Source organism: Phaeacidiphilus oryzae TH49 (genome assembly GCF_000744815.1).
Taxonomy (GTDB): Bacteria; Actinomycetota; Actinomycetes; order Streptomycetales; family Streptomycetaceae; genus Phaeacidiphilus; species Phaeacidiphilus oryzae.
The window spans coordinates 5,340,761-5,365,308 of the sequence record NZ_JQMQ01000005.1 but is presented as its reverse complement, the minus strand read 5'-3'; the positions used below and the strand labels follow the sequence as shown (position 1 = coordinate 5,365,308).

At 72.3% G+C, this 24,548-nt stretch carries 20 protein-coding genes and 1 pseudogene; 4 read left to right on the top strand and 17 right to left on the bottom strand.

All coding sequences use genetic code 11. From position 1 onward, the window contains the following. Positions 1-7: 7 nt before the first annotated feature. Entirely contained in the window at positions 8-607 is a 600-nt protein-coding gene (locus BS73_RS27555; RefSeq protein WP_051940869.1) for a hypothetical protein, read from the bottom strand. Positions 608-990: 383 nt separating this feature from the next. On the opposite strand from BS73_RS27555, the gene BS73_RS27550 reads away from it, so the two are divergent. Next, positions 991-2,904 carry a ricin-type beta-trefoil lectin domain protein gene (locus BS73_RS27550; RefSeq protein WP_084704400.1) on the top strand — a complete coding sequence of 638 codons (1,914 nt, stop codon included), beginning with the start codon at positions 991-993 and terminating at the stop codon, positions 2,902-2,904. Between the two features lie 63 nt (positions 2,905-2,967). Here BS73_RS27550 and BS73_RS27545 read toward each other — a convergent pair whose 3' ends face one another. The 5 genes from BS73_RS27545 to BS73_RS27525 form a co-directional block, all read right to left on the bottom strand. Further along, complete coding sequence (locus BS73_RS27545) at positions 2,968-4,245, bottom strand: metal-dependent hydrolase family protein (protein ID WP_037576982.1); 1,278 nt, start codon at positions 4,243-4,245, stop codon at positions 2,968-2,970. An 87-nt stretch (positions 4,246-4,332) separates the two neighbouring features. Beyond that, positions 4,333-6,729, bottom strand: a complete 2,397-nt coding sequence (locus BS73_RS27540; protein ID WP_152617748.1) for a heavy metal translocating P-type ATPase — start codon at positions 6,727-6,729, stop codon at positions 4,333-4,335. 130 nt (positions 6,730-6,859) lie between these two features. Beyond that, positions 6,860-7,270, bottom strand: coding sequence for a RidA family protein (locus tag BS73_RS27535; protein ID WP_037576979.1), 411 nt, complete (start codon positions 7,268-7,270; stop codon positions 6,860-6,862). Between the two features lie 50 nt (positions 7,271-7,320). Further along, positions 7,321-7,545, bottom strand: a complete 225-nt coding sequence (gene infA / locus BS73_RS27530) for a translation initiation factor IF-1 (RefSeq protein WP_037576976.1) — start codon at positions 7,543-7,545, stop codon at positions 7,321-7,323. 44 nt (positions 7,546-7,589) lie between these two features. Further along, positions 7,590-8,414, bottom strand: coding sequence for a GNAT family N-acetyltransferase (locus tag BS73_RS27525; protein ID WP_037576973.1), 825 nt, complete (start codon positions 8,412-8,414; stop codon positions 7,590-7,592). A 529-nt stretch (positions 8,415-8,943) separates the two neighbouring features. Between BS73_RS27525 and BS73_RS27520 the strand changes: the two genes are divergently transcribed. Further along, positions 8,944-10,662, top strand: a complete 1,719-nt coding sequence (locus BS73_RS27520; protein ID WP_051940866.1) for a dihydroxy-acid dehydratase domain-containing protein — start codon at positions 8,944-8,946, stop codon at positions 10,660-10,662. A gap of 112 nt (positions 10,663-10,774) precedes the next feature. Here the strand turns inward: BS73_RS27520 and BS73_RS27515 are convergent, their stop codons facing one another. From BS73_RS27515 to BS73_RS40005, 11 genes are all read right to left on the bottom strand, one after another. Beyond that, entirely contained in the window at positions 10,775-12,064 is a 1,290-nt protein-coding gene (locus BS73_RS27515) for an MFS transporter (protein WP_161789713.1), read from the bottom strand. Between the two features lie 132 nt (positions 12,065-12,196). After that, positions 12,197-13,411 carry an MFS transporter gene (locus BS73_RS27510; protein ID WP_037576969.1) on the bottom strand — a complete coding sequence of 405 codons (1,215 nt, stop codon included), beginning with the start codon at positions 13,409-13,411 and terminating at the stop codon, positions 12,197-12,199. Positions 13,412-13,499: 88 nt separating this feature from the next. Beyond that, a complete protein-coding gene (gene panC / locus BS73_RS27505; protein WP_051940863.1) occupies positions 13,500-14,375 on the bottom strand; it encodes a pantoate--beta-alanine ligase in 876 nt (291 codons plus the stop codon). Between the two features lie 19 nt (positions 14,376-14,394). Continuing rightward, positions 14,395-15,669: an aminotransferase class V-fold PLP-dependent enzyme gene (locus BS73_RS27500; protein WP_051940861.1), complete on the bottom strand. Its 1,275-nt coding sequence runs from the start codon at positions 15,667-15,669 to the stop codon at positions 14,395-14,397. After that, entirely contained in the window at positions 15,666-16,352 is a 687-nt protein-coding gene (locus BS73_RS27495) for an aspartate/glutamate racemase family protein (RefSeq protein WP_037576965.1), read from the bottom strand. Before BS73_RS27495 ends, BS73_RS27500 begins: the two co-directional genes overlap by 4 nt. An 11-nt stretch (positions 16,353-16,363) precedes the next feature. Then, positions 16,364-17,809: an aldehyde dehydrogenase gene (locus BS73_RS27490; protein ID WP_051940857.1), complete on the bottom strand. Its 1,446-nt coding sequence runs from the start codon at positions 17,807-17,809 to the stop codon at positions 16,364-16,366. Next, on the bottom strand, positions 17,809-18,744 hold the full coding sequence (locus BS73_RS27485) for a transketolase family protein (RefSeq protein WP_037576962.1): 936 nt from the start codon (positions 18,742-18,744) through the stop codon (positions 17,809-17,811). Before BS73_RS27485 ends, BS73_RS27490 begins: the two co-directional genes overlap by 1 nt. 29 nt (positions 18,745-18,773) lie before the next feature. Further along, positions 18,774-19,652: a transketolase gene (locus BS73_RS27480; protein ID WP_037576959.1), complete on the bottom strand. Its 879-nt coding sequence runs from the start codon at positions 19,650-19,652 to the stop codon at positions 18,774-18,776. 14 nt (positions 19,653-19,666) lie between these two features. Then, positions 19,667-20,902 carry an amino acid--tRNA ligase-related protein gene (locus tag BS73_RS27475; protein ID WP_051940852.1) on the bottom strand — a complete coding sequence of 412 codons (1,236 nt, stop codon included), beginning with the start codon at positions 20,900-20,902 and terminating at the stop codon, positions 19,667-19,669. A 17-nt stretch (positions 20,903-20,919) separates the two neighbouring features. Continuing rightward, positions 20,920-21,225: a TBP family protein gene (locus tag BS73_RS27470; protein WP_037576956.1), complete on the bottom strand. Its 306-nt coding sequence runs from the start codon at positions 21,223-21,225 to the stop codon at positions 20,920-20,922. Between the two features lie 1,370 nt (positions 21,226-22,595). Next, positions 22,596-22,775, bottom strand: coding sequence for a hypothetical protein (locus BS73_RS40005; RefSeq protein ID WP_235215560.1), 180 nt, complete (start codon positions 22,773-22,775; stop codon positions 22,596-22,598). On the opposite strand from BS73_RS40005, the pseudogene BS73_RS40000 reads away from it, so the two are divergent. Both BS73_RS40000 and BS73_RS39995 read left to right on the top strand, forming a co-directional pair. Then, a pseudogene (locus BS73_RS40000) lies at positions 22,774-23,670 on the top strand (alkaline phosphatase family protein); the annotation flags it as partial. The gene BS73_RS40005 and the pseudogene BS73_RS40000 overlap by 2 nt on opposite strands. Positions 23,671-23,771: 101 nt before the next feature. Then, positions 23,772-24,548: a phospholipase domain-containing protein gene (locus tag BS73_RS39995; protein WP_235215559.1), complete on the top strand. Its 777-nt coding sequence runs from the start codon at positions 23,772-23,774 to the stop codon at positions 24,546-24,548.

Below are 24,548 nucleotides of genomic sequence, written 5' to 3'. Positions count from 1 at the left end.
GCAGGGGTCAGAGCCCGGGCCTGCGGCTCCAGTCGTAGTCCGCCGGCAGCGGGGCCGAGGGCAGGGCCCCGCCGAGGACGAGGGCGATCTCGTCGTGCTCGCGGAGCGGGACGGCCGCTGGATCACCCTCGGCGAGGCGGCCGTCGAGCCAGACGGTGACCGCTCGCCGAGGGCTGGCGGCCGGGGCGCCGAGGCGGGCGGAGGGGATGGGGTGGCCCCACTCGGCCATGAACTGGCCGAGGGTGAAGACGGCTTGGCGCGGGGCCTCGACGTGGATGACGCCGCTGGTGTCGTGGGTGTGGAGTTCGCTGTAGAGCCGGCGGACCGGGTCGATGCCGATCCCCGCGGGAACGGTGACCGGCCGCCCGTCCACGAAGACATCGAGGTGGACGTGGACGTGGAGCACGGTGCCCTCCTCTCCGAGGATCTCCAGACCCGCACGGTGAGCGGCGGCCGGGACCTCCGCGGGCGGGGGCGCGGGCCAACTCGGAGCGGTGATTGCGGTGGCGGTGGCAGCGGTGGCAGCGGCGGCCGCGGTGGCCGCAGCGGCGGCAGCGGTGAGGAGGACGACGGCGGCGGCGACGCGGAGCACGCGGTGACGGGTCATGGACCCGAGCCTGCCCCCGGGCACGGCCCGATCCGGAACACCCGCACGGCCCCGCCGCCCGCGTCACCCGATCGGTCCGCGGGGCCAGGCACGCCTACGACGGCTGCGGGCCTTCCGGCGCACGCCGTCCGGCCGCATCCAGCGCGGCGGCCGGGGTCGCGCCGGCCGCGGCGGGGGCTCCGGACGCGGCAGCGACTCGAAGAACTCCATCTTCCGACCCTGGCACACGGCACTCCGCGCCACCACGCCCCTCTTGTGTTCAGAAGTATTAGTCGGACGCGGGGACTTGACGGTGGATCAGCTCACAAGTTAAATCACGCCTTGAAATAAGCCATGGCCATGGCATCGACATCGGTCCTTCGCCCCACGGAAGGTCAGTCCCCATGTCCAGCACCAGCAGAGAACCCAGCAGAAGACCCCGAACGCGGCTCCGCCGGCTGCTCGCCGGGGCGTTCGGCGCCGCCCTCCTCGGCGCCGGCCTGGCCGGGCTCGCCCCCGACCACGCCAGCGCGGCCGGCCCCACCGTGAACGTCTGGCTCACCAGCACCGACGACTCGGCCGGCCGGCACGTCGTCCGCGGCCTCCAGCAGCAGTCCCCGATCGCCTTCAACGACGGCACCGGCGGCGGCACCAGCGCCGACACCGTCACCGTCGACGAGAACCAGCGGTACCAGCAGTTCACCGGCGGCGGCGCCTCGATGACGGACACCGCGGGCTACCTGCTGAACAGCAGTGGCGCCCTCAGTGCGAGCACCCGCTCCAGTGTGATGACCGCGCTCTTCGACCCGGCCAACGGCATCGGCCTGGACTTCCTCCGCAACCCGATGGGCGCCTCCGACCTGGCCCGCTACGACTACTCGTACGACGACATGCCGGCCGGCCAGACCGACCCCTCGCTGAGCCGCTTCTCCATCGGCCACGACCTCACCGACGTGCTGCCCCTCACCAAGCAGGCCCAGCAGCTCAATCCCCAGCTCAAGGTGATGGGGACGCCCTGGTCCGCCCCGGCCTGGATGAAGGACGACGACACCTTCGACTCCCCCGGCTGGCTGCAGAGCCAGTACTACGCCGCCTACGCCCAGTACTTCGTGAAGTACGTCCAGGCCTACGCCGCGCAGGGGGTGCACATCGACTACGTCTCCGAGCAGAACGAGCCGACCTGCTGCTCCGGCTACCCGTCGATGAGTTGGAACGCCTCCGGCCTGGACTACTTCGCCAAGAACGACCTGCTGCCGGCCTTCCACGCGGCCGGTCTCTCCACCAAGGTGCTGGCCCTGGACTGGAACTGGGACACCTACCCGAACTACGGCGCCGCCATGGTGGACGACTCCACCGTGCGGAACGACCCGCTCTTCGGCGGCGTCGCCTGGCACGGCTACGGCGGCGACGTCAACGAGCAGACCACGGTCCACAACCAGTACCCGTCGGTGGACGCCTATGACACCGAGCACTCCGGCGGCACCTGGATCGCGAACCAGCAGAACGAGGACATGCACAACATCATCGACTACACCCGCAACTGGGGTAAGTCGGTGGTGAAGTGGTCGCTCGCGGTCGACCAGAACGGCGGCCCCCACAACGGCGGCTGCGGCACCTGCACCGGCCTGGTCACCGTGCACGACGGCGACAGCCGCAGCGGACAGGTCGACTACACCGTCGAGTACTACGACATGGGCCAGTTGACCAAGTTCGTGAAGCCCGGTGCGTACCGGATCGACTCCACCGACTCCACCGCGGTGCCGAACGTGGCCTGGAGCAACCCGGACGGCTCGAAGGCGCTGATCGCCTACAACGGCGGCGGCTCGGCCCAGCCGGTGCACGTGGTCTGGGGCGGCCAGTCCTTCGACTACAGCCTGCCCGCGCAGACCTCCGCCACCTTCACCTGGTCCGGCACCCAGGCCGCCGCCGGGTCGCCGGCCACCGGCCAGATCACCGGTCTCGACGGCAAGTGCGCGGACGTCCAGGGCGCGGCCACCGCGGACGGCACCCAGGCCCAGCTCTACGACTGCAACGGCACCGCCGCCCAGCACTGGACCACGGCCACCGACGGCACCGTCCAGGCGCTCGGCAAGTGCCTGGACGTGAGCGGCGGCGGCACCGCCGACGGCACCAAGGTGGACCTCTACGGCTGCAACGGCACCGCCGCCCAGCAGTGGACCTACACCGCCGGCCACGACCTGGTGAACCCGCAGGCGGACAAGTGCCTGGACGTCACCGGGGACACCTCGGCCAACGGCACCCCGCTGCAGATCTGGACCTGCACCGGGGGCGCCAACCAGAAGTGGACGGTGCCGTAGGCCCGTCGGCCGCCCGGCGCCGCTCCCCCCTCGACGACAGAGGCGAGGGGCGGCGCCGCCGGCTCACCCCAGCAGGTTCTTGTAGACCCTGCCGCCCTTCACGATCAGGGCGAGGCTCGCCTCCGGGTTCGCCAGCAGGGAGAGGTCCTGGGTCGGGTCCCCGTCGACGACCAGCAGGTCGGCCCAGGCGCCCGGCCGGATCACGCCCAACTCGGCCTGGCGGTACGGGTCGCGCTCCCCGGCGAGGCGGAACAGCTCGGCGTTGTTCGAGGTGGCGATCCGCAGCGCCTCCACGGGGGTGAAGCCGAACTGCGTGCTGAGCCTGGTGAGCATCTCGTTCTGCTTGTGGCTCTGCGAGGGGTCGAGCAGCATGTCGGTCCCGAAGGCGATCCGCACCCCGTGGGCCCGGGCCCACTCCAGGGTCTGCCGCACGCCCTCGCACACCCGGCGGTTCTTCTCCCGGGAGTCGGCGGAGGCGAAGGTGTGGTCGCCCTCCAGGAACGGCTGGGTGCTCAGCCAGACGCCCTTCTCGGCGAGCAGCGCGATCGTCGCCTCGTCGGCCAGCTGGCCGTGCTCGATGGAGCGCACCCCCGCCGCCACCGCCCGGCGGATCCCCTCCGGGGTGAAGACGTGGACGGAGACATAGGTGCCCCAGTCGGAGGCCGCCTGGACCGCGACCCGCAGCTCCTCCTCGGTGAACTGCAGGGTGTCCAGCGGGTCGTAAGCAGAGGTGACCCCGCCGCCGGCCATCAGCTTGATCTGGGTGGCCCCGCGCTTCAGCTGCTCGCGCACCGAGGTCAGCACCCGGTCGGGGCCGTCCGCGACCCGCATGAAGCTGATGTCCTCGGCCCGCGAGGGCTTTCCGCCGAAGGCGGTGGCGGGCTGGAACACCTCGGAGAAGTCGCCGTGGCCGCTGGTCTGCGAGATCGCGGCCTGGCTGGGATAGATCCGCGGTCCGGGGAACAGCCCGCCGTCGATCACCTGGCGCAGGGCGGCGGTGTCCCCGCCCATGTCCCGCACTGTGGTGAAGCCGCGCATCAGCATCCGGTGCGCCTCGGCCAGCGCCTTGTAGTAGAGCACCCCGGTGGGCGCCATCAGCGCCTCCGGCATGGTGACCCCGACGGCGAAGAGGTGGACGTGGGCGTCCGTGAGACCGGGCATCAGCACCCGCCCGCCGCCGTCCAGCCGCACGGCGTCCGGGGCCGGCGGCTCCCCCTCAGCCGCGATCCGGCCGCCCGCGACGTACACCGAACGCGGTTCGCCGACCCGGTCGTCGATCCCGTCGAAGACCCGCACGTTCTCGATCAGCAGCGGCGGCTCGGCGGGCAGATGAGCAGTCATCCGCCCAGCATGCCCGCCGCCCGCGGCGGTGCCCTGACGGCGCCACAGCCTGCGACGGGGCGTTCACCCGTAGAGATCAGCCCGGGCTCAGGGCGCCAGGGAGAAGTAGTTCTCCTCCTCCTGGACGAAGTGGAGGCGGAGCACGGTGTGGAGGCCGTAGAGGCAGGAGCGGAGGTCGTCGATCTGGTCCGGGCGCAGCCGGCCGGCGGCGTCGGCCAGCCGCAGATGGGTGGCGATGCGGCGGGCCAGCCGGTCGATCTCGGTGTGGGCGCGGCTCATCGTCGCGGTGGCCTCGGGGCCGCCGAGCGGCTTGGCCAGGGCCGGGTAGAGCTCGTGCTCCTCGGCGTGCTCGTGCGGCAGCAGCCGCTGGGCCAGCAGCCGGTCGACGGTTCTGACGGCGGCCAGCGCCCGGGGCCCGCGCTCGTCCGAGAGGAGGCTCGCGGCGTCCCGGACGGCGTCCAGCACGTCGGCCAGATCGCCGTGCTCGGTGGCGAAGCGCCGGATCATCCGCTCGGTCTCCGGGGCCAGCGCGGGCCGGGCGCCCGCCCGGGGCAGCAGGGCGCGCAGCGCGTTGAGGATCACCAGCACGTCGATCCCCTCCTGGAGCAGCGCGCCCGGCGCGGGCGGCAGCAGGCCCACCGCCGCGACGGCCATCGCCAGCAGCGACATCACCATCCCGCCGGCCGCGGACTGCACGGCGATCCGCCGGGTCCGGACGGCGACCTCCATCGCGTCGGCGAGCCGGTCCACCCGGTCGGTGGTCAGCACGACGTCGGCGGCCTCGGAGGAGGCGGTGGAGCCGCGCGCCCCCATCGCCACCCCGACGTCCGCCGCGGCCAGCGCGGGCGCGTCGTTGAGGCCGTCGCCGACCATCACGGTCACCGCCCGGGCGCTCTCCGCGCGGACCGCGGCCACCTTGTCCGCGGGCAGCTGCTCGGCCCGTACGCCGTCCAGGCCGACCACCGCGGCGACCTCCCGGGCGGGCTCGGCCCGGTCGCCGGTCAGCATCAGCAGCCTGGTCAGCCCGGCCTGGCGGAGCCGGCGCAGGGTGCGCGGGGCCTCCGGGCGCAGCGGGTCCTGCAGCAGGATCGCGCCCACCAGCTCGCCGTCGACGGTGAGCCAGACGGTGGCGGCGCCGTCCAGGACCGCCCGGTTGTCTGCCGTGCGGGCCCAGTCCGGGCGGGCGGCCGGCGGCACCGCGGTCCGCCCGACGGCCACCGTGCGGCCCTCGGCGAGTCCGGTGACGCCCCGGCCGGGCTCCTCGGCGACCTGCCCGGGAGCGGGCAGCGCGAGACCGCGGGACCTGGCCTCCCGGGTGATCGCCTCGGCCAGGACGTGCGCGGACACCTGGTCGACTGCGGCGGCCAGCCGCAGCACCTCGGCCCCCGACCAGCCGGGGGCGGAGACGGTCTGCAGCACCCTGGGCCGCCCGACGGTGAGCGTCCCGGTCTTGTCCAGGACCAGGGTCCTGGCCCGGCCCAGCCGCTCCAGCGCCCCACCGTCCCGGGTGATCACGCCCAGCCGGGCGGTCCTGGACAGGCCGGAGACGATCGCCACCGGCGCCGCCAGCAGCAGCGGACAGGGCGTGGCCACGACCAGGACCGCCACCGCCCGCTCGGCGGAGCCGGCCGCCGCCCAGGCGGCGCCGGCCAGTGCCAGGGAGAGCGGCAGGAACCACGCCGCGTACCGCTCGGCCAGCCGCACCACCGGTGCCCGCTCCGCGCCGGCCTGCTCGGCCAGCCGGACGATCCGGGCATAGGTGCTGTCCGCCGCGGTGGCGGCGGCCACCAGGTCGAAGGCGGGCCCGGCGTTGACCACCCCACTGCGCACCCGGTCCCCGGGGGCGTGCTCGACCAGTGCGGCCTCGCCGGTCAGCGCCGACTCGTCGAGGACGGCCGGCGTGCCGGCCGCGACCCGGCCGTCCACGCCCAGCACCTCGCCGGGGGCCACGACCAGGACGTCGCCGGGGCGGATCCGGTCGAGCGGCACGGTCTCGACGCCGCTACCGTCACCCGCCTCGCGCCCGTCGCCCCCGTCGCCCGCCTCGCCCATGTCGCCCCCGACGCCGCAGCGGCGGCGGGCCGAGTGCGGGGCGCGTTCGAGGAGGGTGCGGAGGTCCCGGGAGGCGCGCCGCTCGGCGGCGGCGTCCAGGGTGCGGCCGGTGGCCAGCATCAGCGCGATCAGGGCGCCGGCCAGGTACTCCCGCACGGCCAGCGTGCCGGCCAGCGCCAGCACCGCGATCAGGTCCACCCCGGGCCGCTTGCGGCGCAGTGCGGAGACCACCCAGCCCACGGCCGGGGGGACGGCCGCCACCGTGCCGACGGCCCAGCAGAGATCGGCCGCGCCCTGGTCGCCCGCGATCCAGGCGATCCCGCCGGCCAGCAGGGCCGCCCCGGTGATCGCCAGCAGACCCGGTTCCAGCCACCGCCGCGGCAGGGCGTGCGAGAACCCGGAAGGATGCGGGGCCTGGCTGCGGTCCGCCATGCCGCCTCCCCAGAACGCCGGCCGGAGCGCTTGTTCCTGACGCCTCTCCAGCGAAGCGCACCGGCCGGGCGCGGAACAGAGCCGTCCGGCCCCGCCGGCGCCGACACCCGGCCTCCGCGGGGCCGCGCGCTCAGTCGTCGAGGACGGCGGCCACCGCCTCGATCTCGACGAGCTGGTCGGCGTAGCCGAGCACGGTGACGCCCATCAGGGTGCTCGGCACATCGTGGTCGCCGAAGGCGTCGCGGACCACCTGCCAGGCCGCGCCCAGGTCCGGCTGCCGGGAGGAGGCCACCAGCACCCGGGTGTTGACGACGTCCCGCAGGTCGGCGCCGGCGGCGGCCAGGGCGGTCCGCAGGTTCTCGACGGCCTTCGCCGCCTGTCCCGCGTAGTCGCCCACCGCCGCCGTGGAGCCGTCCTCGTTCAACGGGCAGGCGCCGGCCAGGAAGATCAGCCGTGCTCCGGCGGGCGCGGTCGCCGCGTAGGCGTACTCGGCCACGTCCGAGAGCCGGTCGGAACGGATCAAGGTGACTGCACGGCTCATGTCTGCTGCCCTGCCTCTCCGTCGAGTGTCCGGCCCGCGGCCGGACGCGGTCAGTTGCGGTAGCGGTAGATGATCCGGCCCCGGGTCAGGTCGTACGGGCTGAGCTCGACCAGCACCCGGTCGAACGGCAGGATCTTGATGTAGTTCTTCCGGATCTTCCCACTGATGTGGGCCAGCACCTTGTGCCCGTTCTCCAGCTCCACGTTGAAGTTCGCGTTGCGCAGACACTCCGTGACGGTGCCCTCTACTTCGATGCCGCCTGCTTTTCTCGGCAAGTTTCCTCTTCTCTCGGTCGGGTCTCTCGGTTCGGCCGCCGCCGTCAGCGGGCGACCAGTTCCAGATTGCTGCTCTCGCGCACGGCGCCGACGCTCTCGAAGAGCGCCACCGCCGCCGGGTTGGCCTCGTTCACCTCTGCCGACACCGCGGGCACGCCGGAGCGGTGGACCGCCCCGAGCGCCTCGGCCAGCAGCGCCCGGGCGATCCCGCGGCGCTGCCGGTCGGCACGCACCGCGATCAGGCCGAGCCGCGGCTGCCGCGGCAGCGGGGAGAGCCGCAGGAGGCCGGCGTAGCGGCCGTCCTCCTCCAGGGCGACCGCGTACCTCGACGGGTCCACGACGGGCTCGCCGACCGGGCCGCCGAGCGCGCCGCCGTCCGGCCGCGGCAGCACCTCGGCCGGCATCTCCTGCCAGCCGAGGGTCGCCTCGACCTCGTCGCGGACGACCCGGTCGAGCGCGCGCAGCGGCCCCTCCAGCGCCGCGCCGACGGGCAGGATCGCCACGCCGGTCGGCGGCGCCGCCGAACCGAGGCCGTTGGCCCGCGGATCGGTGGGCACCAGGCACACCCGCTCGCGGCGGCGGGTCCGGAAACCCGCCCGCCACCAGTGCCCGGCCAGGTCGTCGTCGGTCTCGTCGACCAGGGTGTACAGCGGCCGGGGCAGATCCGTCAGCATCGCGTCGGCGAGCCGGTCGAAGACCGAGCAGTGCCAGGAGTCGATGCCGAGGAAGTACCGGCCGTCCGGCCGGCGGACGGCCACCCCGCGGCCGACCACCTCGTCGTCCTCCAGCGCATGCCAGTGCCGGTCCGCGACGCGGGTGACCACCACCAGGCGCCGGCTGACGCCGGAGGCGGTGTGCACAGAGTTCATAGGCGTCGGTTCGCACCCTTCGGGATTGACGGGTCGGGGTGCGCCGGCGACGCCTCGGTCAATCGCCAGACCGCGACGGCGAGGGGAGCACCCACATCGTTACGACGTTCACGGGTCTCACCTCCTCGAAACGGGCCACGGTCAGGACCAGGCTACCAGCGGTGCGGGCACCCCCGTCCATCCCTCGACCCGGCGGAGGAGGACGACGGCGTCCTGGTCGCCCTTCGGGAGGGACCGCGACCTCCTCGCCCTCGCGGCGGACGGTCGGCCTCCGCGAGGCGCCGGCGGTCCGAACGCGACCGCCTCCGCCCTGCCCGCCCTGGTTCCGAACTCCCGCACAGGTATTGGAAATCAAAGGCGAAACGGGTCCGGAATTCAACGGCGGAGCGGCAGTTGGCGCCCTGCTAAACTGACTCCGCATCAGCTTGAAGGACCCATTTTCGGACGCCCCGATGTCACCATCGGGCGGGTGCCACGGAGGATTACGGTGCACGATGCGGAGGAATGGAAGCCGGGGCAGGATACCCAGATGGTCGCCACCGCGCGACTACTGGGCCAGGACCCCGACAAGATCCACTGCCCCGCCTGGGGGGTCATCGGCAACCTGGGCGACAGCATCTGCTACGCCGGCGTCCCCGCCAAGGTCGAGGCGATCCAGGCCGAGCTGCGCGACCGGGTCGCGGGCGACGACCTGCCGGTGCGGGTGATCGCGCCCAACTTCTCCGGAGGCATCTCCGACGGGCAGCGCAACGGCACGCCCCAGATGCGCTATTCGCTGATCGGCCGGGAGACCACCAACGACGGCATCTGCCTCCACCTGGAGGGCAGCGACGTCCGGGGCGCGATCGCCGTGGTCGCCTGCGACAAGCCGCCGGTCGGCACCCTCGCGGCGCTGCTTGAGCGGAACGTCCCGGCGGTGATCATGTCCGACGGCTCGATCCGTCCGGGCGTCGACTCCCGTACCGGCGAGCGGATCGACATCATCACCTGCTTCCAGGCGGCCGCGGCGGAGCCGGACGAGCGGCGGCGGGTGGCCCTGGAGGCCTCGCCGGGCCACGGCAGCTGCGGCGGGATGTTCACCTACAACACCATGCAGTCGTTCATCGCGACCTGCGGCATGGAGCCGCTGCACATGGTGAGCCCGGCCTCCGAGGACCCGCGCCGGATCAAGGAGTTCCCCGGGCAGCTGCTCGACGTGCTGCAGCTGCTCACCGAGCGCGGCATCCGGCCGCGGGACATCGTCACTCCGGCCGCGCTGCGCAACGCCACCCTGGTGGCCATCGCGATGGGCGGCTCCACCAACGTCGTCCTCCACGCGCCCGAGCTGGCCCGCGCCGCCGGCATCGACTTCTGGCGCGAGGTGATCAGCCAGGACGAGTTCAACCGGATGTCCCGCCGGCTGCCGGTGCTGGTCAACGCCTGGCCGTTCGGCCGGTACTCGATGGTGGACATCGACGCCAAGGGCGGCCTGCCGGTCATCGTCAACGAGCTGCTCGCCGCCGGGATGCTCGACGGCAGCTGCCTCACCTGCACCGGCGAGACCCTCGCCGAGCAGGTCGCGCGGCTGGACCCGCCGGCCCCGGACGGGGACGTCATCCACCCGCTGTCGGCCCCGTTCAAGCCGACCGGCGGCCTGCGGCTGCTCCGCGGCAACCTCGCCCCCGAGGGCGGCGCCGTGATCAAGCTGGCGGGGGTCGAGAGCGGCATGGAGGACGGCCGGTTCGTCGGCCGCGCCCGGGTCTTCGACAGCGAGCAGGCCCTCCTCGACGCCCTGACCTCGGCCCCGGAGGAGTTCCAGGACCGCGACATGGTGGTGATCCGCTACGAGGGGCCGCGCGGAGCGCCGGGCATGCCGGAGATGCTGGACCCGACCTCGCGGATCACCGCGCTCTGCCGGCAGCGCGGCATCACCATCGCGCTGATGACCGACGCCCGCTTCTCCGGCGGCTCGGTCGGGCTGGTCATCGGCCATGTCTCGCCCGAGGCGGCGCAGGGCGGTCCGATCGCCCTGATCGAGGACGGCGACACCATCGTGGTGGACGTCAACCAGGACACCCTGGACTGCACCGAGCTCGACGACCCGGCCACCGCCGAGGAGCGCCGCGCCCGCTGGCAGGCCGAGACCGACGGCAACGGCGGGATCCATCCGCGGATCCGCCCGGTCAGCGCCCGCCTGCTGCGCCGGATGCGGGCCAGCGCCCGCCTCCCGCTGCAGGGCGGCGGCTTCTCGGACGGCCTCCCCGAGTAGCCCCCGCCCCCGGCGGGACGAACACGAACGCGAACGCGCGGCCGCCCGGCGGAATGCCGGGCGGCCGCCCGTGTGCAGGGGCCGGCTCAAGGAGGCCGGTCCCGTGGACGCGTCAGGACGCCGAGCGCCGGCCGAGAACCGCAGCACCCGTCGGGGCCGGCGGCTCGCCGGGCGCGCGGCCGGGCTCCAGGCGGCGGAGCAGCGGCGCGCGGAGCAGCGCACCGCCCAGGAGCATCACCAGGCCGATGGTCACCAGCCCCCACTTGCCGCTGCCGAAGAGGGTGGTCATCCAGCCGACCCAGTAGGCGCCGACGAAACCGGCGATGTTCCCGATGGAGTTGATCACCGCGATGCCGCCGGCCGCCGCCGTCCCGGCGAGCAGCCGGGAGGGCAGCGCCCAGAAGGCCGGGAAGGCCGCCATGATCCCCATCGCGCAGACGCACAGCCCGGCGTAGCCCACCCAGGGAAGCCCGGTCAGCGCCGCGGACGCCGCGAGGGTGGCCCCGCCGACCGCCATCGGCGCCGCCGCGAAGGCCACCCGGTGGCCGCCGCGGTCGCAGCGGCGCCCCCAGAGCACCATGGTCGCCGCCCCGAGGACGTACGGCACCGCGGTCAGCAGCGAGACGTCCAGGTCGCTGCTCATACGGAGGCTGGCCTTGATGATCTGGGGCATCCAGAAGCCGAGCCCGTACAGGCCGAACGCGATCGCGAAGTAGATCAGCGCGAGGGTCAGCACCCGCCGGTCGACCAGGGCCTGACGGACCGTCAGCGGATGCCGCCGGGCGACAGCGGCCTCGTCCTCGGCGAGGTTGGCGGTGATCCAGGCGCGCTCCTCCCCGGTCAGCCAGCGCGCGTCGGCCGGCCGGTCGGGAAGCAGCCTGAGCAGCAGGAAGCCCATCGCCACCGAGGGCACGCCCTCCAGGATGAACAGCCACTGCCAGCCGTGCAGCCCGGCCAGGCCGTCCATCCTGAGGATCAGTCCGGACAGCGGGGAGCCCAGCGCCGAGGAGAGCGGCACCGCGATCATGAACTGGGCCGTGATCCGGGCCCGCCGGTCCGCCGGGAACCAGTAGGTGAGGTAGAGGATCATCCCGGGGAAGAACCCGGCCTCCGCCACCCCCAGCAGGAACCGCAGCAGGTAGAAGCTCTTCGCCCCCTCGGTCAGCGCCCCGGCCGCAGCCACGATCCCCCAGGTGGCCATGATGCGGAACATCCAGCGCCGGGCGCCCACCCGGTGGAGGATCAGGTTGCTCGGCACGTCGAGGAGGACGTAGCCGGCGAAGAGCAGCCCCGCCCCCAGCCCGTACGCGTCGGGCGACAGGCCCACGTCGTGGTTCATGGTCAGCGAGGCCACGCCGAGATTCGTGCGGTCCAGATAGGCGAAGAAATAGCAGGCCGCCATCACCGGAAGCAATCGGCGCCCGGCTTTCGCCAGCGCCGCGTTCCCCATACGTCTACCGTCGTCCATAAAGCACGCTGCCTTCTCGCGGGGCCGACCGCCCGTGCCGGCCCCGCGAATTCGATGAATGCTCGGTCAACCGATTTCTGGATTGCTCAGCGCCTCGGCCTGTTCCGGAATCCGCTCGGCCTCGGGGCCCAGGGCGAGCTCCCGGCGGTCGAGCCGGCCGCTGACCACGGCCAGCACCAGGGCGACGGCGGTGAACGCCGCCCCGATCAGGTTCGGCGAGACGGTGTTCCAGCCCGCGGCCAGCGCCCAGCCGGAGACGGCGGCGCCCACCGCGTTGCCGATGTTGAACGCCGAGATGTTGGCCGCCGAGGCGAGCGCGGGGGCGTCCGAGGCCTGCTGGAGGACCCGGCTCTGCAGCAGCGGCACCGTGGCGAAGCCGACCATGCCGAAGACGAAGAGGGTGATCGCCGCCGCGATCTGCCAGTGCAGCAGGACCGCGAACAGCACCAGCACCGCCACCAGCGAGCCGAGGACCGCGTAGGTCGAGGGCATCAGGGCCCGGTCCGCGGAGCGGCCGCCGACCACGTTGCCCACGCACAGCCCCACGCCGAAGATCACCAGCAGCCAGGAGACCGCGCCGTTGGAGAACCCGGCGACGCCGGTGAGCATCGGGGTGACGTAGGTGAAGGCGGCGAAGACGCCGCCGAACCCGAAGGCGGTGCAGGCCAGCGCGAGCCAGACCCGGCTGCGCCGGAAGACCGCGATCTGGGCCCGCAGGTCGGTCCGCTCGGACCGCCCTCCGCGCGGCACCAGGGCGGCGATCCCGACCATCGCCAGCACCCCGAGCCCCGCGACGAAGCCGAAGGTGGAGCGCCAGCCGGTCCACTGGCCCAGCGCGGTGCCCAGCGGCACCCCGAGCACATTGGCCAGGGTCAGGCCGCCGAACATCATGGAGAGCGCGGCGGCCTTGCGCTCCGGCGCGACGAGGTCGGCGGCCACCACGGAGCCGATCCCGAAGAACGCGCCCTGGCAGAGCGCCGCCACCAGCCGCCCCACCAGCAGGACGGGGAAGCCGGGCGCGACCGCGCACAGCGCGTTGCCCACGACGAAGATCGCCATGAGCGAGAGGAGCATCGTCTTCCGCGGCAGGCGGTTGCCCAGCACGGTCATGATCGGTGCGCCGATCACCACCCCGAGGGCGTAACCGGTCACCAGCATCCCGGCGGCCGGAATGGTGACACCGGTGTCCTTGGCGACCTCGGGGAGAATCCCGACGACGACGAATTCGGTGGTCCCGATTCCGAAAGCGCCCAGAGCCAAGGCTATGAGTGCAACAGGCACGACTATCTCTCCAGATGGTGGTCTTGCGGTTGGGGTCCCGCCCCGCCCCGGAGGCGGGGCGGGGCGGAGCGGTCCCGGACGGTGGTCGTCAGCCGGTGTGGCCGGCCACCTCCGGGGGCAGCGGCTGCGAGAGCCGGTGGTTGTCCAGGACGCGCAGGCGCCCGAGGTCGGCGGCGACCGCGAGGAGCGCGTCGTCGGTGGCCTCGGCGAGGTCCTGGAAGCTGGCGCGGTCGACCAGTGCGGCGTAGTCGACCCGGGCGCCGGCCGCCTTCACCTCGTCGGCCGCCGCCCGGGTCAGCGCATCCGCCGTGCGCTCGCCGGCGTCGTAGCGGGCCTTGGCGGCCCGGATGGCGCGCACCACGCAGGTGGCGAGGGCGCGCTCGTCCGGCGTCATCAGCGCGTTGCGCGAGCTGCGGGGCAGCCCGTCCGGCTCGCGGACGCTGGTGCAGGGGACGATCTCGGTCGGCCAGTCCATGTCCTTGGCGAACTGGGTGATCAGCGACACCTGTTCGGCGTCCTTCTCGCCGAAGTACCAGCGGTGGGGCACGCACCACTGGTACAGCTTGCTGCACATGGTGGCGATGCCGGTGACCATGTTCGGCCGGGTCGCGGTCTCGTACCGGCCCTCCCGGGGGGTCACCGTGACCCGGGTGACGTGGCCGGGCGGGAAGACCGCCTCGCGCCGGGGCACCACCACGGCGTCCACCCCCCGCGACTCCAGCTTGGCCAGGTCGCGCTCCGGGTCGTACGGGTAGGCGTCGGCGTCCTCGACGCGGTCGAATATCAGCGGGTTCACGAACACGCTGGACAGCACGTAGTCGTTCTCCGCCCTGGCCCGGTCCACCAGGCTCAAGTGCCCCTCGTGGAGCGAGCCGAGGGAGGCGAACAGCCCGATGCGCCGCCCGCTCTCGCGGACCTTGAGGTTGTGGTCGCGGAACTCGATCGGATCGCGGTAGATCTTCATGGCCACCTCTCGGACTCGGTCAGACTCGGGCGAACTCGTCCCGGACGGCCTGGAGGGAGTCGAAGAAGAACCCCAACTCGGCCCGGGTGTTGTAGAGGTAGGTGCTCATCCGGCAGACGCCGTCCCCGCTCAGCCGGTCCACCAGCGGCTGCGCGCAGTGGTGGCCGCCCCGGGTGGCGATGTTGTACGCGTCGGCCAGCACCTGGCAGACGGTGTCCGCGGGGACGCCGTCCAGCCGGAAGGAGAAGGTGCCGACCCGGTTGGCGCTCTCCCGCGACCCGAAGAGGGTGACCCCCTCCATCCGGTCGAACCGGTCCAGCGCCTCGGCGGTCAGCGCCGCCTCGTGCGCCTGGATCGCCTCCATCCCATAGCCGTTGACGTACTCGACGGCCGCGGCCAGGCCGAGCGCGCCGCTGATGTTCGGCGTCCCCACCTCGAAGCGGGAGGGGCCGTCCAGCGGGCGCTCGGAGGAGGCGGAGACGCTCTGCACGGTGCCGCCGCCGACGAACACCGGGTCCAGGCGGCCGAGGTGGCCCTTCTTGGCGTAGAGGACACCGATCCCGGTCGGCCCCAGCATCTTGTGCGCCGAGAAGGCCAGGAAGTCGACGTCCAGCTCCTGGGCGGAGAAGCCGCGGTGCGGCACGCACTGGGTGCCGTCGACGACCACCAGGGCGCCGTGCTCGCGGGCCAGCCGGCTGACCGCCGCCAGGTCGTTGACGGTCCCGGTCACGTTGGAGGCGTGGTTGACCGCCACCACCCGGACCCCGCCGGCCCGCAACTGGCCGGCCAGACTGTCCAGGTCGATCGAGCAGTCCTCCAGCAGCTCGATGTACCCGACCCGCACCTCCTTGCCCAGCCGCCGCCAGGGCAGCAGGTTGGAGTGGTGCTCGGCCAGCGTGGTCAGCACCGTCCCGCCGTCCTCGAACAGCCCGTTGTACTCCAGCAGCCGGGCCACCAGGTTGAGCCCGGCGCTGGCGTTCGCGGTGAAGACGATCTCGTCGGGCTCGGCCCGGACGAAGTCCGCGACGGTCTCCCGCGCCTCCTCGTACCGGCGGGTGGTCTCGACCGCCTTCGCGTACGACGCCCGGTGGATGTTGGTGCTGAGGTCCCGGTAGTAGTGGGTGATGGCGTCGACCACCGGCCGGGGGGTGAGCGAGGTCGAGGCGCTGTCCAGGTAGACGTAGGCGTTGCCGTCCGGGCCGCCCCGCAGCAGGTCGAAGTCCCGCCGCACGGCGTCGACGTCGAGTGCGGCGCCGGGCAGCGGCGCCGGCGCGACCGTGGTGTGCCGGCTCATACGAGGACACCGCCTCCGGTCCGCTGGTGGCGCATCAGTCCGCGCATGGCCGGCCGGAGCGGCGCGCCCACCCGCGGACGGTCCGCGTCGTCCAGCGCGGCCACCACCCGCTCCATGCTGGCCTGGGCCAGCACCACGAAGTCGCTGCGGGTCAGCTCGTCGTGGACGGTCTTGAGCACGGCCTCGTCGTGGGCCGCCGCGTCGCCGCGGCTGAGCGCGTCGAAGGCGCCCGGAACGACCGTCCGGCGCACCCGGGCGACCACGCCCCGCTCGCCGGCCAGCGCCTCGATCTTCCCGACCACCTCGTCGGCGGCGGTCTCCACGGTGGCCACCACGCCGATGTCGCCGCCGTTCTCGACGGCCTCCGCCACCATCGCGTCGTCGATCCGCAGCAGCGGGACGCGCAGCAGCGGCGCCACCGCCGCGGCCGCGTCGGAGACGGAGGAGCAGGTGCAGAGCACCGCGTCGGCACCGGCCTCCTCGGCCCGCAGGGCGTGTTCGAGGATCCGCCGGCGCAGGTCCACCTGGTCCATCGTGCCGCCGCGGACCCCGGCCAGGATGGCGTCGTCCACGATGTTCATCACCCGCAGCCCGGGCAGCTCGGTCCGGGCCAGCTCCACGGTGAACGGCACCAGCACCAGGTCGGTGTAGAGCAGCGCGACTCTCCCGTTCATGTCCGCCATGTCCGTCCCCCTCAGATCGCCGTCGGAGCGTCCGGGTCGCAGGCGTACCCGCTGCCCACCGGCTCGCCGTAGTTGAACCACACGCTCTTCCACTGCGTGTACTCCTCCAGCCCGAGGAGGCCGTTCTCCTTGCCGTAGCCGCTCGACTTGAAGCCGCCGTAGGGCGAGGCCGGGCTGAGCGCCTTGTAGCAGTTGACCCAGAGCGAACCGGCGTCGATCCGCTGGGTGACCCGGAGCGCGCGGCTCAGGTCGGCGGTCCAGAGGGCGCCGGTCAGGCCGTAGCCGACGCCGTTGGCCAGCGCCACCGCCTCCTCCTCGGTGCCGAACCTCAGCACCGAGACCACCGGGCCGAAGATCTCCTCCTGGGCGATCCGCATGCCGGGCTCGACGTCGGCGAAGACGGTCGGCGCCACGAAGTAGCCCTGGTTTAGCCCCTCGCCCTCGGGCCGGCCGCCGCCGCAGAGGAGGGTGGCGCCCTCCTTCCGGGCGGACTCGATGAAGGCCATGGTCTTCTCGTACTGGGGCGCGTTGCTGACCGGGCCCATCTCGGTCTCCTCGGCCAGTGGGTCGCCCACCACGATGCCCCGGGCGATCGGCATGAAGACCGCCATGAACTCGTCGTAGACGTCCTCGTGGACGAGCAGCCGGGAGCCGGCCGCGCAGGACTGCCCCGCACCGCCGAACGCGGCCCGGGCGGCGGACCGCGCCGCCGCCCTGATGTCGGCGTCCGGGAAGACGATGTTCGCCGACTTGCCGCCCAGTTCGAGGTTGACCCGCTTCAGTCCGTCGCCGGCCTCCGCGGCGATCGCCCGGCCGGTCCCCACGCAGCCGCTGAACGACACCTTGGCCACGTTCGCGGACCGCACCAGCGCCGCCCCGACCGGGTCGCCGAGCCCGGTCACCACGTTGACCACGCCGGCCGGAATCTCGGTCTCCGCCAGCAGCTCGGCCAGCCGCAGCGTGCTCAGCGGGGTGAACTCGGAGGGCTTCAGCACCGCGGTGTTGCCGGCCACCAGCGCCGGCGCCAGCTTCCAGGAGAGGAGCAGCAGCGGCGAGTTCCACGGCAGCAGCAGCGCGGCCACGCCCAGCGGCTGCCGCACGGCGATGTTCAGGTACTTCCCGTCGACCGGGATCACGTCGCCCTGGAGCTTGTCGGCCAGCCCGCCGTAGTAGTGGAAGGTCCGGGCGGCGGACTCGACCTCCTTCCTGGTGTCGCGGACCGGCTTGCCGTTGCTGCCGCTCTCCAGGACCGCGAGCTCCTCCAGGTGGGCGAGCATCAGGTCGCCGACCGAGGACACGATCCGGCCCCGCCGGGAGGCGTCCAGGCCCGACCAGCGGCCGCTGTCGTAGGCCTCCTTGGCCCGGGCCACCGCGGCCTCGACGCCCTGGACGTCCGTCTCCTCGACGACGGCCAGGACCTCCCCGTTCGCCGGGTTCACGATCTTGCGCTCGGCCATTACCCTTCCTTCCGCTTCACGGCGGTCCGCACGGCGGACGCGATATCGGGGACATCGAGCCTGTACTTGGCCAGCAGGGACGCGTAGTCGCCGGACTCCCCGAAGGTGTCGCCGACGCCGACCCGTTCGACCGGGACCGGTGCCCTCGTCGCCACGAGCTCGCACACCGCCCCGCCGAGGCCGCCCACCACCGAGTGGTCCTCCACGGTCACCAGCGCGCCGGTGGACCGGGCGGCGTCCAGCACCGCCCGCTCGTCCAGCGGCTTCACCGTGTGGACGTTGAGCACCGCGGTGTCCAGGCCCTCGCTCTCCAGCGCCTCGGCCGCGGCCATCGCGCGGTCCAGCAGGAAGCCGGTGGACAGGATCGCCGCGTCGGTGCCCTCCCGGACCACGGACGCGGCACCGATCCTCGGCCGGTACTCCTCGCCGAAGCCGTACGCCTCGCTCGGCTTGGCCAGCCGCACGTACACCGGGCCAGGCCAGTCCAGGGACTGCTCGATCAGCGCCCCCGCCTCCGGGCCGCCGGCCGGCGACAGCACGGTCATGTTGGGGATCGCCCGGGCCACGGCGAGGTCCTCCAGCGACTGGTGCGAGGCGCCGTTCTCGCCGGCGCTGATGCCGCAGTGCGAGCCGATGACCCGCACCTTGGCGTTCTGCAGCGCCACTCCGTTGCGCAGCTGGTCGCCGGCGCGAAGGGTGGCGTACATGGCGAAGGTGGCGATGTAGGGGACGTAGCCGTCCAGGGCCAGCCCCGCCGCCGTCGCCATCATGTTCTGCTCGGCGATGCCGAGGTTGAAGAACCTGTCCGGGAAACGGTCGCGGAACGGTTCGAGTCCCAGGACCTGGCACAGGTCCGCGGTGATGACCACCACCCGGGGGTCCGCCTCGGCCAGCCGGACCAGCGCCGCGACGGTGTGCTCCTGCATTGCGCCCATCGTTTCCTCCTCTCCGGTGGAGCGTCTCGTCAGCGGGTGGCCTCGATCGGTGACCGGGCGCCCCGGTCCACCGCCTGCTCCTCGATCCGGTCGCGCAGCTCGGTCTCGATCTCGTCGAACAGCGCGTCCGGGAGGACGCCGTACACCTCGGAGCGGCCCTCGATGGCCGAGACCCCCTTGCCCTTGACGGTGCGCGCGATCACCACCGCCGGCCTGCCCTCGGCCTGCTGGGCGGTCCGGATGGCCTCGTCCAGCTCCTCCAGGGAGTGGCCGTCCACCTCCTGCACGTGCCAGCCGAACGCGGCCCACTTCTCGGCCAGCGGCTCCAGGGCCATCACGGTCTCGGTGTCACCGTCGCACTGGGTGCCGTTGCGGTCGACAATGCACACCAGGTTGTCCAGCCGGAGGTGGGCCGCGGCGAGCATCGCCTCCCACACCTGGCCCTCGTCCAACTCGCCGTCGCCGAGCACCACATAGACCCGGTTGCCCCGGCCGGCCAGCCGGGCGGCCATGGCCATCCCGACGCCCATCGACAGTCCCATCCCGAGGGACCCGGTGCTGGCGTCCACCCCGGGGGTGCGCAGCCGGTCGGGGTGGCCCTGGAGCCGGGAGTCCACCCGGCGCAGGCTCTCCTGCTCGGCGCGGTCGAAGTAGCCGGTGCGGGAGAGGAGGGAGTACAGCGCGGGCGCGCCGTGCCCCTTGGAGAGGATGAACCGGTCGCGGTCGTCCCAGGCGGGGTCGTCCGGACGGATCGTCAGGTGGTCGTGGAAGAGCGCGACCAGGATGTCGGCCAGGGAGAAGGACGCCGACGGGTGGCCCGAACGGCAGGAGCGGACCATCTTGATGCAGTCCAACCGCACCTGGGTGGCGGCCAGTCGGAGCTCTGCGAGCCTCTCGCTCGAAATCATCGTCAGGTCGCTCCTCAGGGCCGGGGGGCGGTGTGGGGAACGCGCGGGAACGGGACGCCCTGCCGGATGTCCTCCAGGCCGAGCAGCCACATGGTGAAGCGGTCGAAGCCGAAGTTGAACCCGGTGTGCGGGATCGGCCCGTACTTCTTCCCGTCCAGGTACCACTCGTAGTCCTCCGGCAGATGGCCGAAGTGCAGCAGGTTCTCGTAGAGCAGTTCTATGTCGGACGCCCGCTCGCCGCCGCCGATGATCTCCCCGCAGCCGGGCACATAGAGGTCGTGCACCATGGCGACCTCGGGCCGCTCGGGATTGCGGTTGAAGAAGAAGTTGGCCGTCTCGTAGGGCGGCTCCACCAGGAAGAACGGCTTGTCGAAGAAGCCGGAGAGGACGCGCTGCGCATCGCTGTCGATGTCCTCCCCCCAGCGGATCCGGTGGCCGGCCTCAGTGATCATCTCCACCGCCCGGTCGTAACTCAGCCGCTCGAAGGGCGGCTTGACCCGCTCCAGCTCCGCGACGTCGCGGCCGAGGAAGGCCAGCTCGGCGGCGCAGTCGTCGAGCACCCGCTCCACCACCGCGGAGACCAGGTTCTCCTCGAAGGCCATCGACTCCTCCTGGTCGAACCAGGCCTGGTCGCACTGGATGTGCCAGATCTCGGAGAGGTGGCTGGGCGTCGGCTCCTGCTCTTTGCGGAACGAGGGCATCACCGCATAGGCCTTGTCCACACCGCTGTTGACGAGGCAGTCGACGTACATCCAGGGGCTCTGGTTCAGTGCCGCCTTCTGGTCGTAGAAGGGGATCTCGAAGACCGAGCCACTGCAGACGCAGGCGGCCTGCGTGGTCAGCGGTGTCTGCACACCGATGAAGCCGTGCTCCTCCAGCGCCTCGCGGATCGCCTTGAGGATCTTGTGCCGGGCCCGGAGGATGTGGCCCGCTTTCGGCTGCCGCAGCCAGAGATGGCGAACGGAAAGATCCCGGGAATAGTCCTTCCCGGGATCCAGTGGAAACGGCTCTGAGGGGTGACACAGGGTCAGCCGACAGAGCACCGGACAGCTCTCCTGCCCGCCCTCCTCGCCCTGCCCGCCCTGCTCGACCTCGCAGATCACCGAGGACTCCGGGGTGATGTCCGCCAGGCCGGCCCGGACCGACGCGTCGTCGGGGAGCTGGATCTTCAGCTCCCCCTGCGCCGTGCGCAGGACCAGCCAGTCGGCCTCGGCGGCCTGGAGCCAGCCGCGCAGAATCGAAGTGCTCATGGTGCTCGTCCTTTCCGTCACGCCGGGAGGGTGATCCGCAGGTGGTTCATTCCACCGCGGGAGAGGAGGTCCATCATGATCTCCTGGGCCTCTTCCGCGGTATCCGCGCCCTTGACCACCACCTTGCCGGTGCGGAAAAGGCTGCAATTCGCGGAGCCGAGATTCAGGATCACCACCCCGAACCGCTCGCTGTAGTTGTCGACGGGCAGTCCGGCCTCGGCGAAACGGGCGATTTCGATGGCCTCTTCGAGTTCCACGATGAACTTGTCGCAATTGCGCGCGAAAGGCCTGAGTTCGATGGACTTCACGACCGGAGCGGTCATTCGGGATTCACCCCCCGAGCGACGGCTGGCACAAGCCGGCGGCTGTCCATGTGCTTCCCCCTTCTCTGATTCCAGGATTCCGGATGACCACCGCGGGATGGGTCGGGCGGTGGGCAGGCAGACGGGCGCCGCACCGCAGTTCCTGCGGCGTGCGCGATCACAGACCAGAAACAGAACCCCCGTGTCGATTCCGGCCGCGGCATCGAGGGCCGCAGGCCGCCCGGGGTGACACACCCCGTGGAAAGAGAGACGTCGTAGCTCGTCGGGTCACGCCGCGGAGCCGGCCGCAGCCGGGCGGCGTCCGCTCACGGTCTCGGGACCGCGGCCCTCCAGGGGGCCGGCATCGAGAACCGGGACGACGGTGGACGAGCAGGCACGGAGTACCACGTGCCGAACGTGCGGAATGCGGTGAGCGCCGCTGCCGACAGTGCTCGGAGCGCCACGGCGGAGAACGCCGGAGGCGGGGCCGCGCCGACGGGATAGGCGCTGACGAGCGCGAAGCAGAACGCGGCGGCCGGAACCCGGCCATCCGCGGGGAGCCGGACCCGCAGGGCGCCGGCGGCGGCGTGCGAAGCGGAGACCCGCCGGTTCGCGGCGAGCCGCAACGAAGCGGAGACGAAGGCGATGACCAGCCTTACCGCGCCTATGACGCAGGGCTTTCCGTTGCGATATATGGATAAGCGAAGCAGGGCTTGGTCCTTGTCCATCACGCCCCCGCAGGGCGGGGTATGCCGGGCCAATTGCTCGTGTGCTGCGACTTGGCGCCGATCCGGGTAAGAACAGCCAAGTGGCCGGTGCTCTTCATGTACCCTCTACTCTCTCTGGGCTTGTGGCTTGGGCGAGAGTCTTTCTGGGCTTGCCGGGGAGTCTAGGGTGCGGCCGAGATCACAGTCAATGCAATGACTTCGTGTTCTCACCATCTGAGAAACCGCAGCTAGACGTACGGTTTTGCTTCGTCCACGGCTTCTCCGACAGTCCGCCGGCGCAAGATTCTTTCTCCTTCGCAAAACAGTGGCCTCTACACGCATATCCGTCTTCGCCACATGTCCGTTTCGCGACAGCCGCGTCCGCGGCACCGTGGTTTTCCCGGGGCCGGGGCCACCGCACCGGAGAATCGCCTGCCCGGCCCCCACTCCGCGGAAAGTGTTCCGGCGGCGCCGCCCCCACGCGATTACCGCGGCCCTTCCCGCCCGACCCGCACAACTCGGACCCACCGGATATATCGGATCGGTAACGGGTCTGGACCGCTCGTATCGAAGTGTTCATGCCAGGGACACCATGGGCCGGGGCCCGCGCCAACCCGCGGGCCCAGAGTGGCCGAAGCTGCCGGGCTCGCCGGCGGGCCAGTCGAGTCACCCGTGACAGCAAGGTCAGGAGACCGCGATGACGCCTCCCCCTCCTCCGCTCAACCGCCGCGCCTTCCTCGGCTCCGCCGCCGCGGTCGGCGCCGCGCTCGGTCTGGACGCCCTGCCCTCCTCGGTACGCCGCGCCGCCGCCGCGCCCGCGGCCGGCGGCAGCCTCTCCTCGATCGCCCACGTCGTGGTGTTCATGCAGGAGAACCGCTCCTTCGACCACTACTTCGGCGCCCTGAGCGGCGTCCGCGGCTACGGCGACACCTCATTGCTGCGCTTCCCCGGCGGCGCGGACGTCTTCCAGCAGACCCTCCTCGGCCCAGCCGGCGGCAGCGTGCTGAAGCCCTGGCACCTGAACACCCAGAACACCGACGCCCAGCGGATCTCCGACCTCGACCACTCCTGGTCCGGCACCCACTCGGCCTGGAACAACGGGCTCTACGACAACTGGATCCCGGCCAAGACGACCAAGACCATGGGCTACTACACCCGCGCCGACATCCCCTTCCAGTACGCCCTCGCCGACGCCTTCACCGTCTGCGACCAGTACTTCTGCTCGGTCCAGGGCCCGACCAACCCCAACCGCCTCTACCAGTGGTCGGGTTGGATCGATCCCGCCGGCACCGCGGGCGGCCCGGTCACCGACAACAGCGAGAAGGGCTACACCTGGGCCACCTACCCCGAGCGCCTCCAGGACGCCGGGATCAGCTGGCGGGTCTACCAGGAGACCGACAACTACGACGACAACCCGCTGGCCTGGTTCACGAAGTTCCGCACCGCCGCGACCGGCTCGGAGCTCTACCAGCGCGGCATGTACAAGTCCGCCGACTCGGTCGCCGAGTTCACCGCCGACGTGGCCGCCGACGACCTCCCCGCGGTCTCCTGGATCGTCGCCCCCACCGCGGAGTCCGAGCACCCCGCCAACCCGCCGGCCTACGGCGCCGACTACGTCTACCGGATGCTGGACGCCCTGGCCTCGCACCCGGACGTCTGGGCGAAGACCGCGGTCTTCCTCAACTACGACGAGAACGACGGCTTCTTCGACCACGTCGCCCCGCCGGCCCCGCCGTCCGGCACCGCCGACGAGTTCATCGGCGGGGCGCCGATCGGCCTCGGCCCCCGGGTGCCGATGACCGTCATCTCCCCTGGAGCAGCGGTGGCCGGGTCTGCTCGCAGGTCTTCGACCACACCTCGGTGCTGCGGTTCCTGGAGACGTGGACCGGCGTCGCCGAGCCCCACATCTCCGCCTGGCGCCGGGAGGTCTGCGGCGACCTCACCGCCGCCTTCGCCCTCTCGCAGACCCCCACCGCCTTCCCGACCGGCCTGCCGGACACGGCCCGGCTGGTCAGCGAGGCCGACGCGGAGAAGTCCCTGCCGGCCGCCACCGCCCCGGCCTCCTCCAGCACCCCGCCCCAGGAGACCGGGAGCCGCCCGGCGATTCCGCTCGGCTACCGCTTCGACACCACCTCCTGGACCGACCCGGCCACCGGACGGCTCTGGTTCAAGACCGTCAACTCCGGTTCCCTGGGCGGCGGCTTCACCGCCTACACGGTCAACCACCGGGCCTACGCGGCCTGGCCGTACACCTGCGCGACCGGCTCCTCCATCTCCGACTACTTCAGCGCGCTCACCTACGGCGGCGGCCCGTACGACGTCGACCTCCACGGACCGGACGGCTATCTGCGGGGCTTCCAGGGCGACGTCCGCACCTGGAGCGACAGCACGAAGGGCCACCCGGAGGCGTACGTCACCGACGCCGGGGACGGGCGGCAGCTGACCCTCGGGCTCGCCAACTCCGGCGGCGCCGCGGTCACCTTCACCCTCCCCGACGGCTCCACCCGCTCGGTGGCCGCCGGCGGCAGCTGGCAGGGAACCCTCTCCGCGGACTCCGACGGCCGCTACGACCTGACCGTCACCGCCGACACCGGCGACGGCTTCGCCCGCCGGTTCGCGGGGCGGCTCTACCCCTGA

Bases quoted from the DNA above. Each gene is read 5' to 3' on its own strand.
- BS73_RS27555 (WP_051940869.1), bottom strand. From the start codon at position 607: ATGACCCGTCACCGCGTGCTCCGCGTCGCCGCCGCCGTCGTCCTCCTC.
- BS73_RS27550 (WP_084704400.1), top strand. From the start codon at position 991: ATGTCCAGCACCAGCAGAGAACCCAGCAGAAGACCCCGAACGCGGCTC.
- BS73_RS27545 (WP_037576982.1), bottom strand. From the start codon at position 4,245: ATGACTGCTCATCTGCCCGCCGAGCCGCCGCTGCTGATCGAGAACGTG.
- BS73_RS27540 (WP_152617748.1), bottom strand. From the start codon at position 6,729: ATGGCGGACCGCAGCCAGGCCCCGCATCCTTCCGGGTTCTCGCACGCC.
- BS73_RS27535 (WP_037576979.1), bottom strand. From the start codon at position 7,270: ATGAGCCGTGCAGTCACCTTGATCCGTTCCGACCGGCTCTCGGACGTG.
- BS73_RS27525 (WP_037576973.1), bottom strand. From the start codon at position 8,414: ATGAACTCTGTGCACACCGCCTCCGGCGTCAGCCGGCGCCTGGTGGTG.
- BS73_RS27520 (WP_051940866.1), top strand. From the start codon at position 8,944: ATGGTCGCCACCGCGCGACTACTGGGCCAGGACCCCGACAAGATCCAC.
- BS73_RS27515 (WP_161789713.1), bottom strand. From the start codon at position 12,064: ATGGCGGCCTGCTATTTCTTCGCCTATCTGGACCGCACGAATCTCGGC.
- panC (WP_051940863.1), bottom strand. From the start codon at position 14,375: ATGAAGATCTACCGCGATCCGATCGAGTTCCGCGACCACAACCTCAAG.
- BS73_RS27500 (WP_051940861.1), bottom strand. From the start codon at position 15,669: ATGAGCCGGCACACCACGGTCGCGCCGGCGCCGCTGCCCGGCGCCGCA.
- BS73_RS27495 (WP_037576965.1), bottom strand. From the start codon at position 16,352: ATGGCGGACATGAACGGGAGAGTCGCGCTGCTCTACACCGACCTGGTG.
- BS73_RS27490 (WP_051940857.1), bottom strand. From the start codon at position 17,809: ATGGCCGAGCGCAAGATCGTGAACCCGGCGAACGGGGAGGTCCTGGCC.
- BS73_RS27485 (WP_037576962.1), bottom strand. From the start codon at position 18,744: ATGGGCGCAATGCAGGAGCACACCGTCGCGGCGCTGGTCCGGCTGGCC.
- BS73_RS27480 (WP_037576959.1), bottom strand. From the start codon at position 19,652: ATGATTTCGAGCGAGAGGCTCGCAGAGCTCCGACTGGCCGCCACCCAG.
- BS73_RS27475 (WP_051940852.1), bottom strand. From the start codon at position 20,902: ATGAGCACTTCGATTCTGCGCGGCTGGCTCCAGGCCGCCGAGGCCGAC.
- BS73_RS27470 (WP_037576956.1), bottom strand. From the start codon at position 21,225: ATGACCGCTCCGGTCGTGAAGTCCATCGAACTCAGGCCTTTCGCGCGC.
- BS73_RS40005 (WP_235215560.1), bottom strand. From the start codon at position 22,775: ATGAACACCACGACGTGGGCGATCGAGGAGAGGCTGCCGCCGGCCGCG.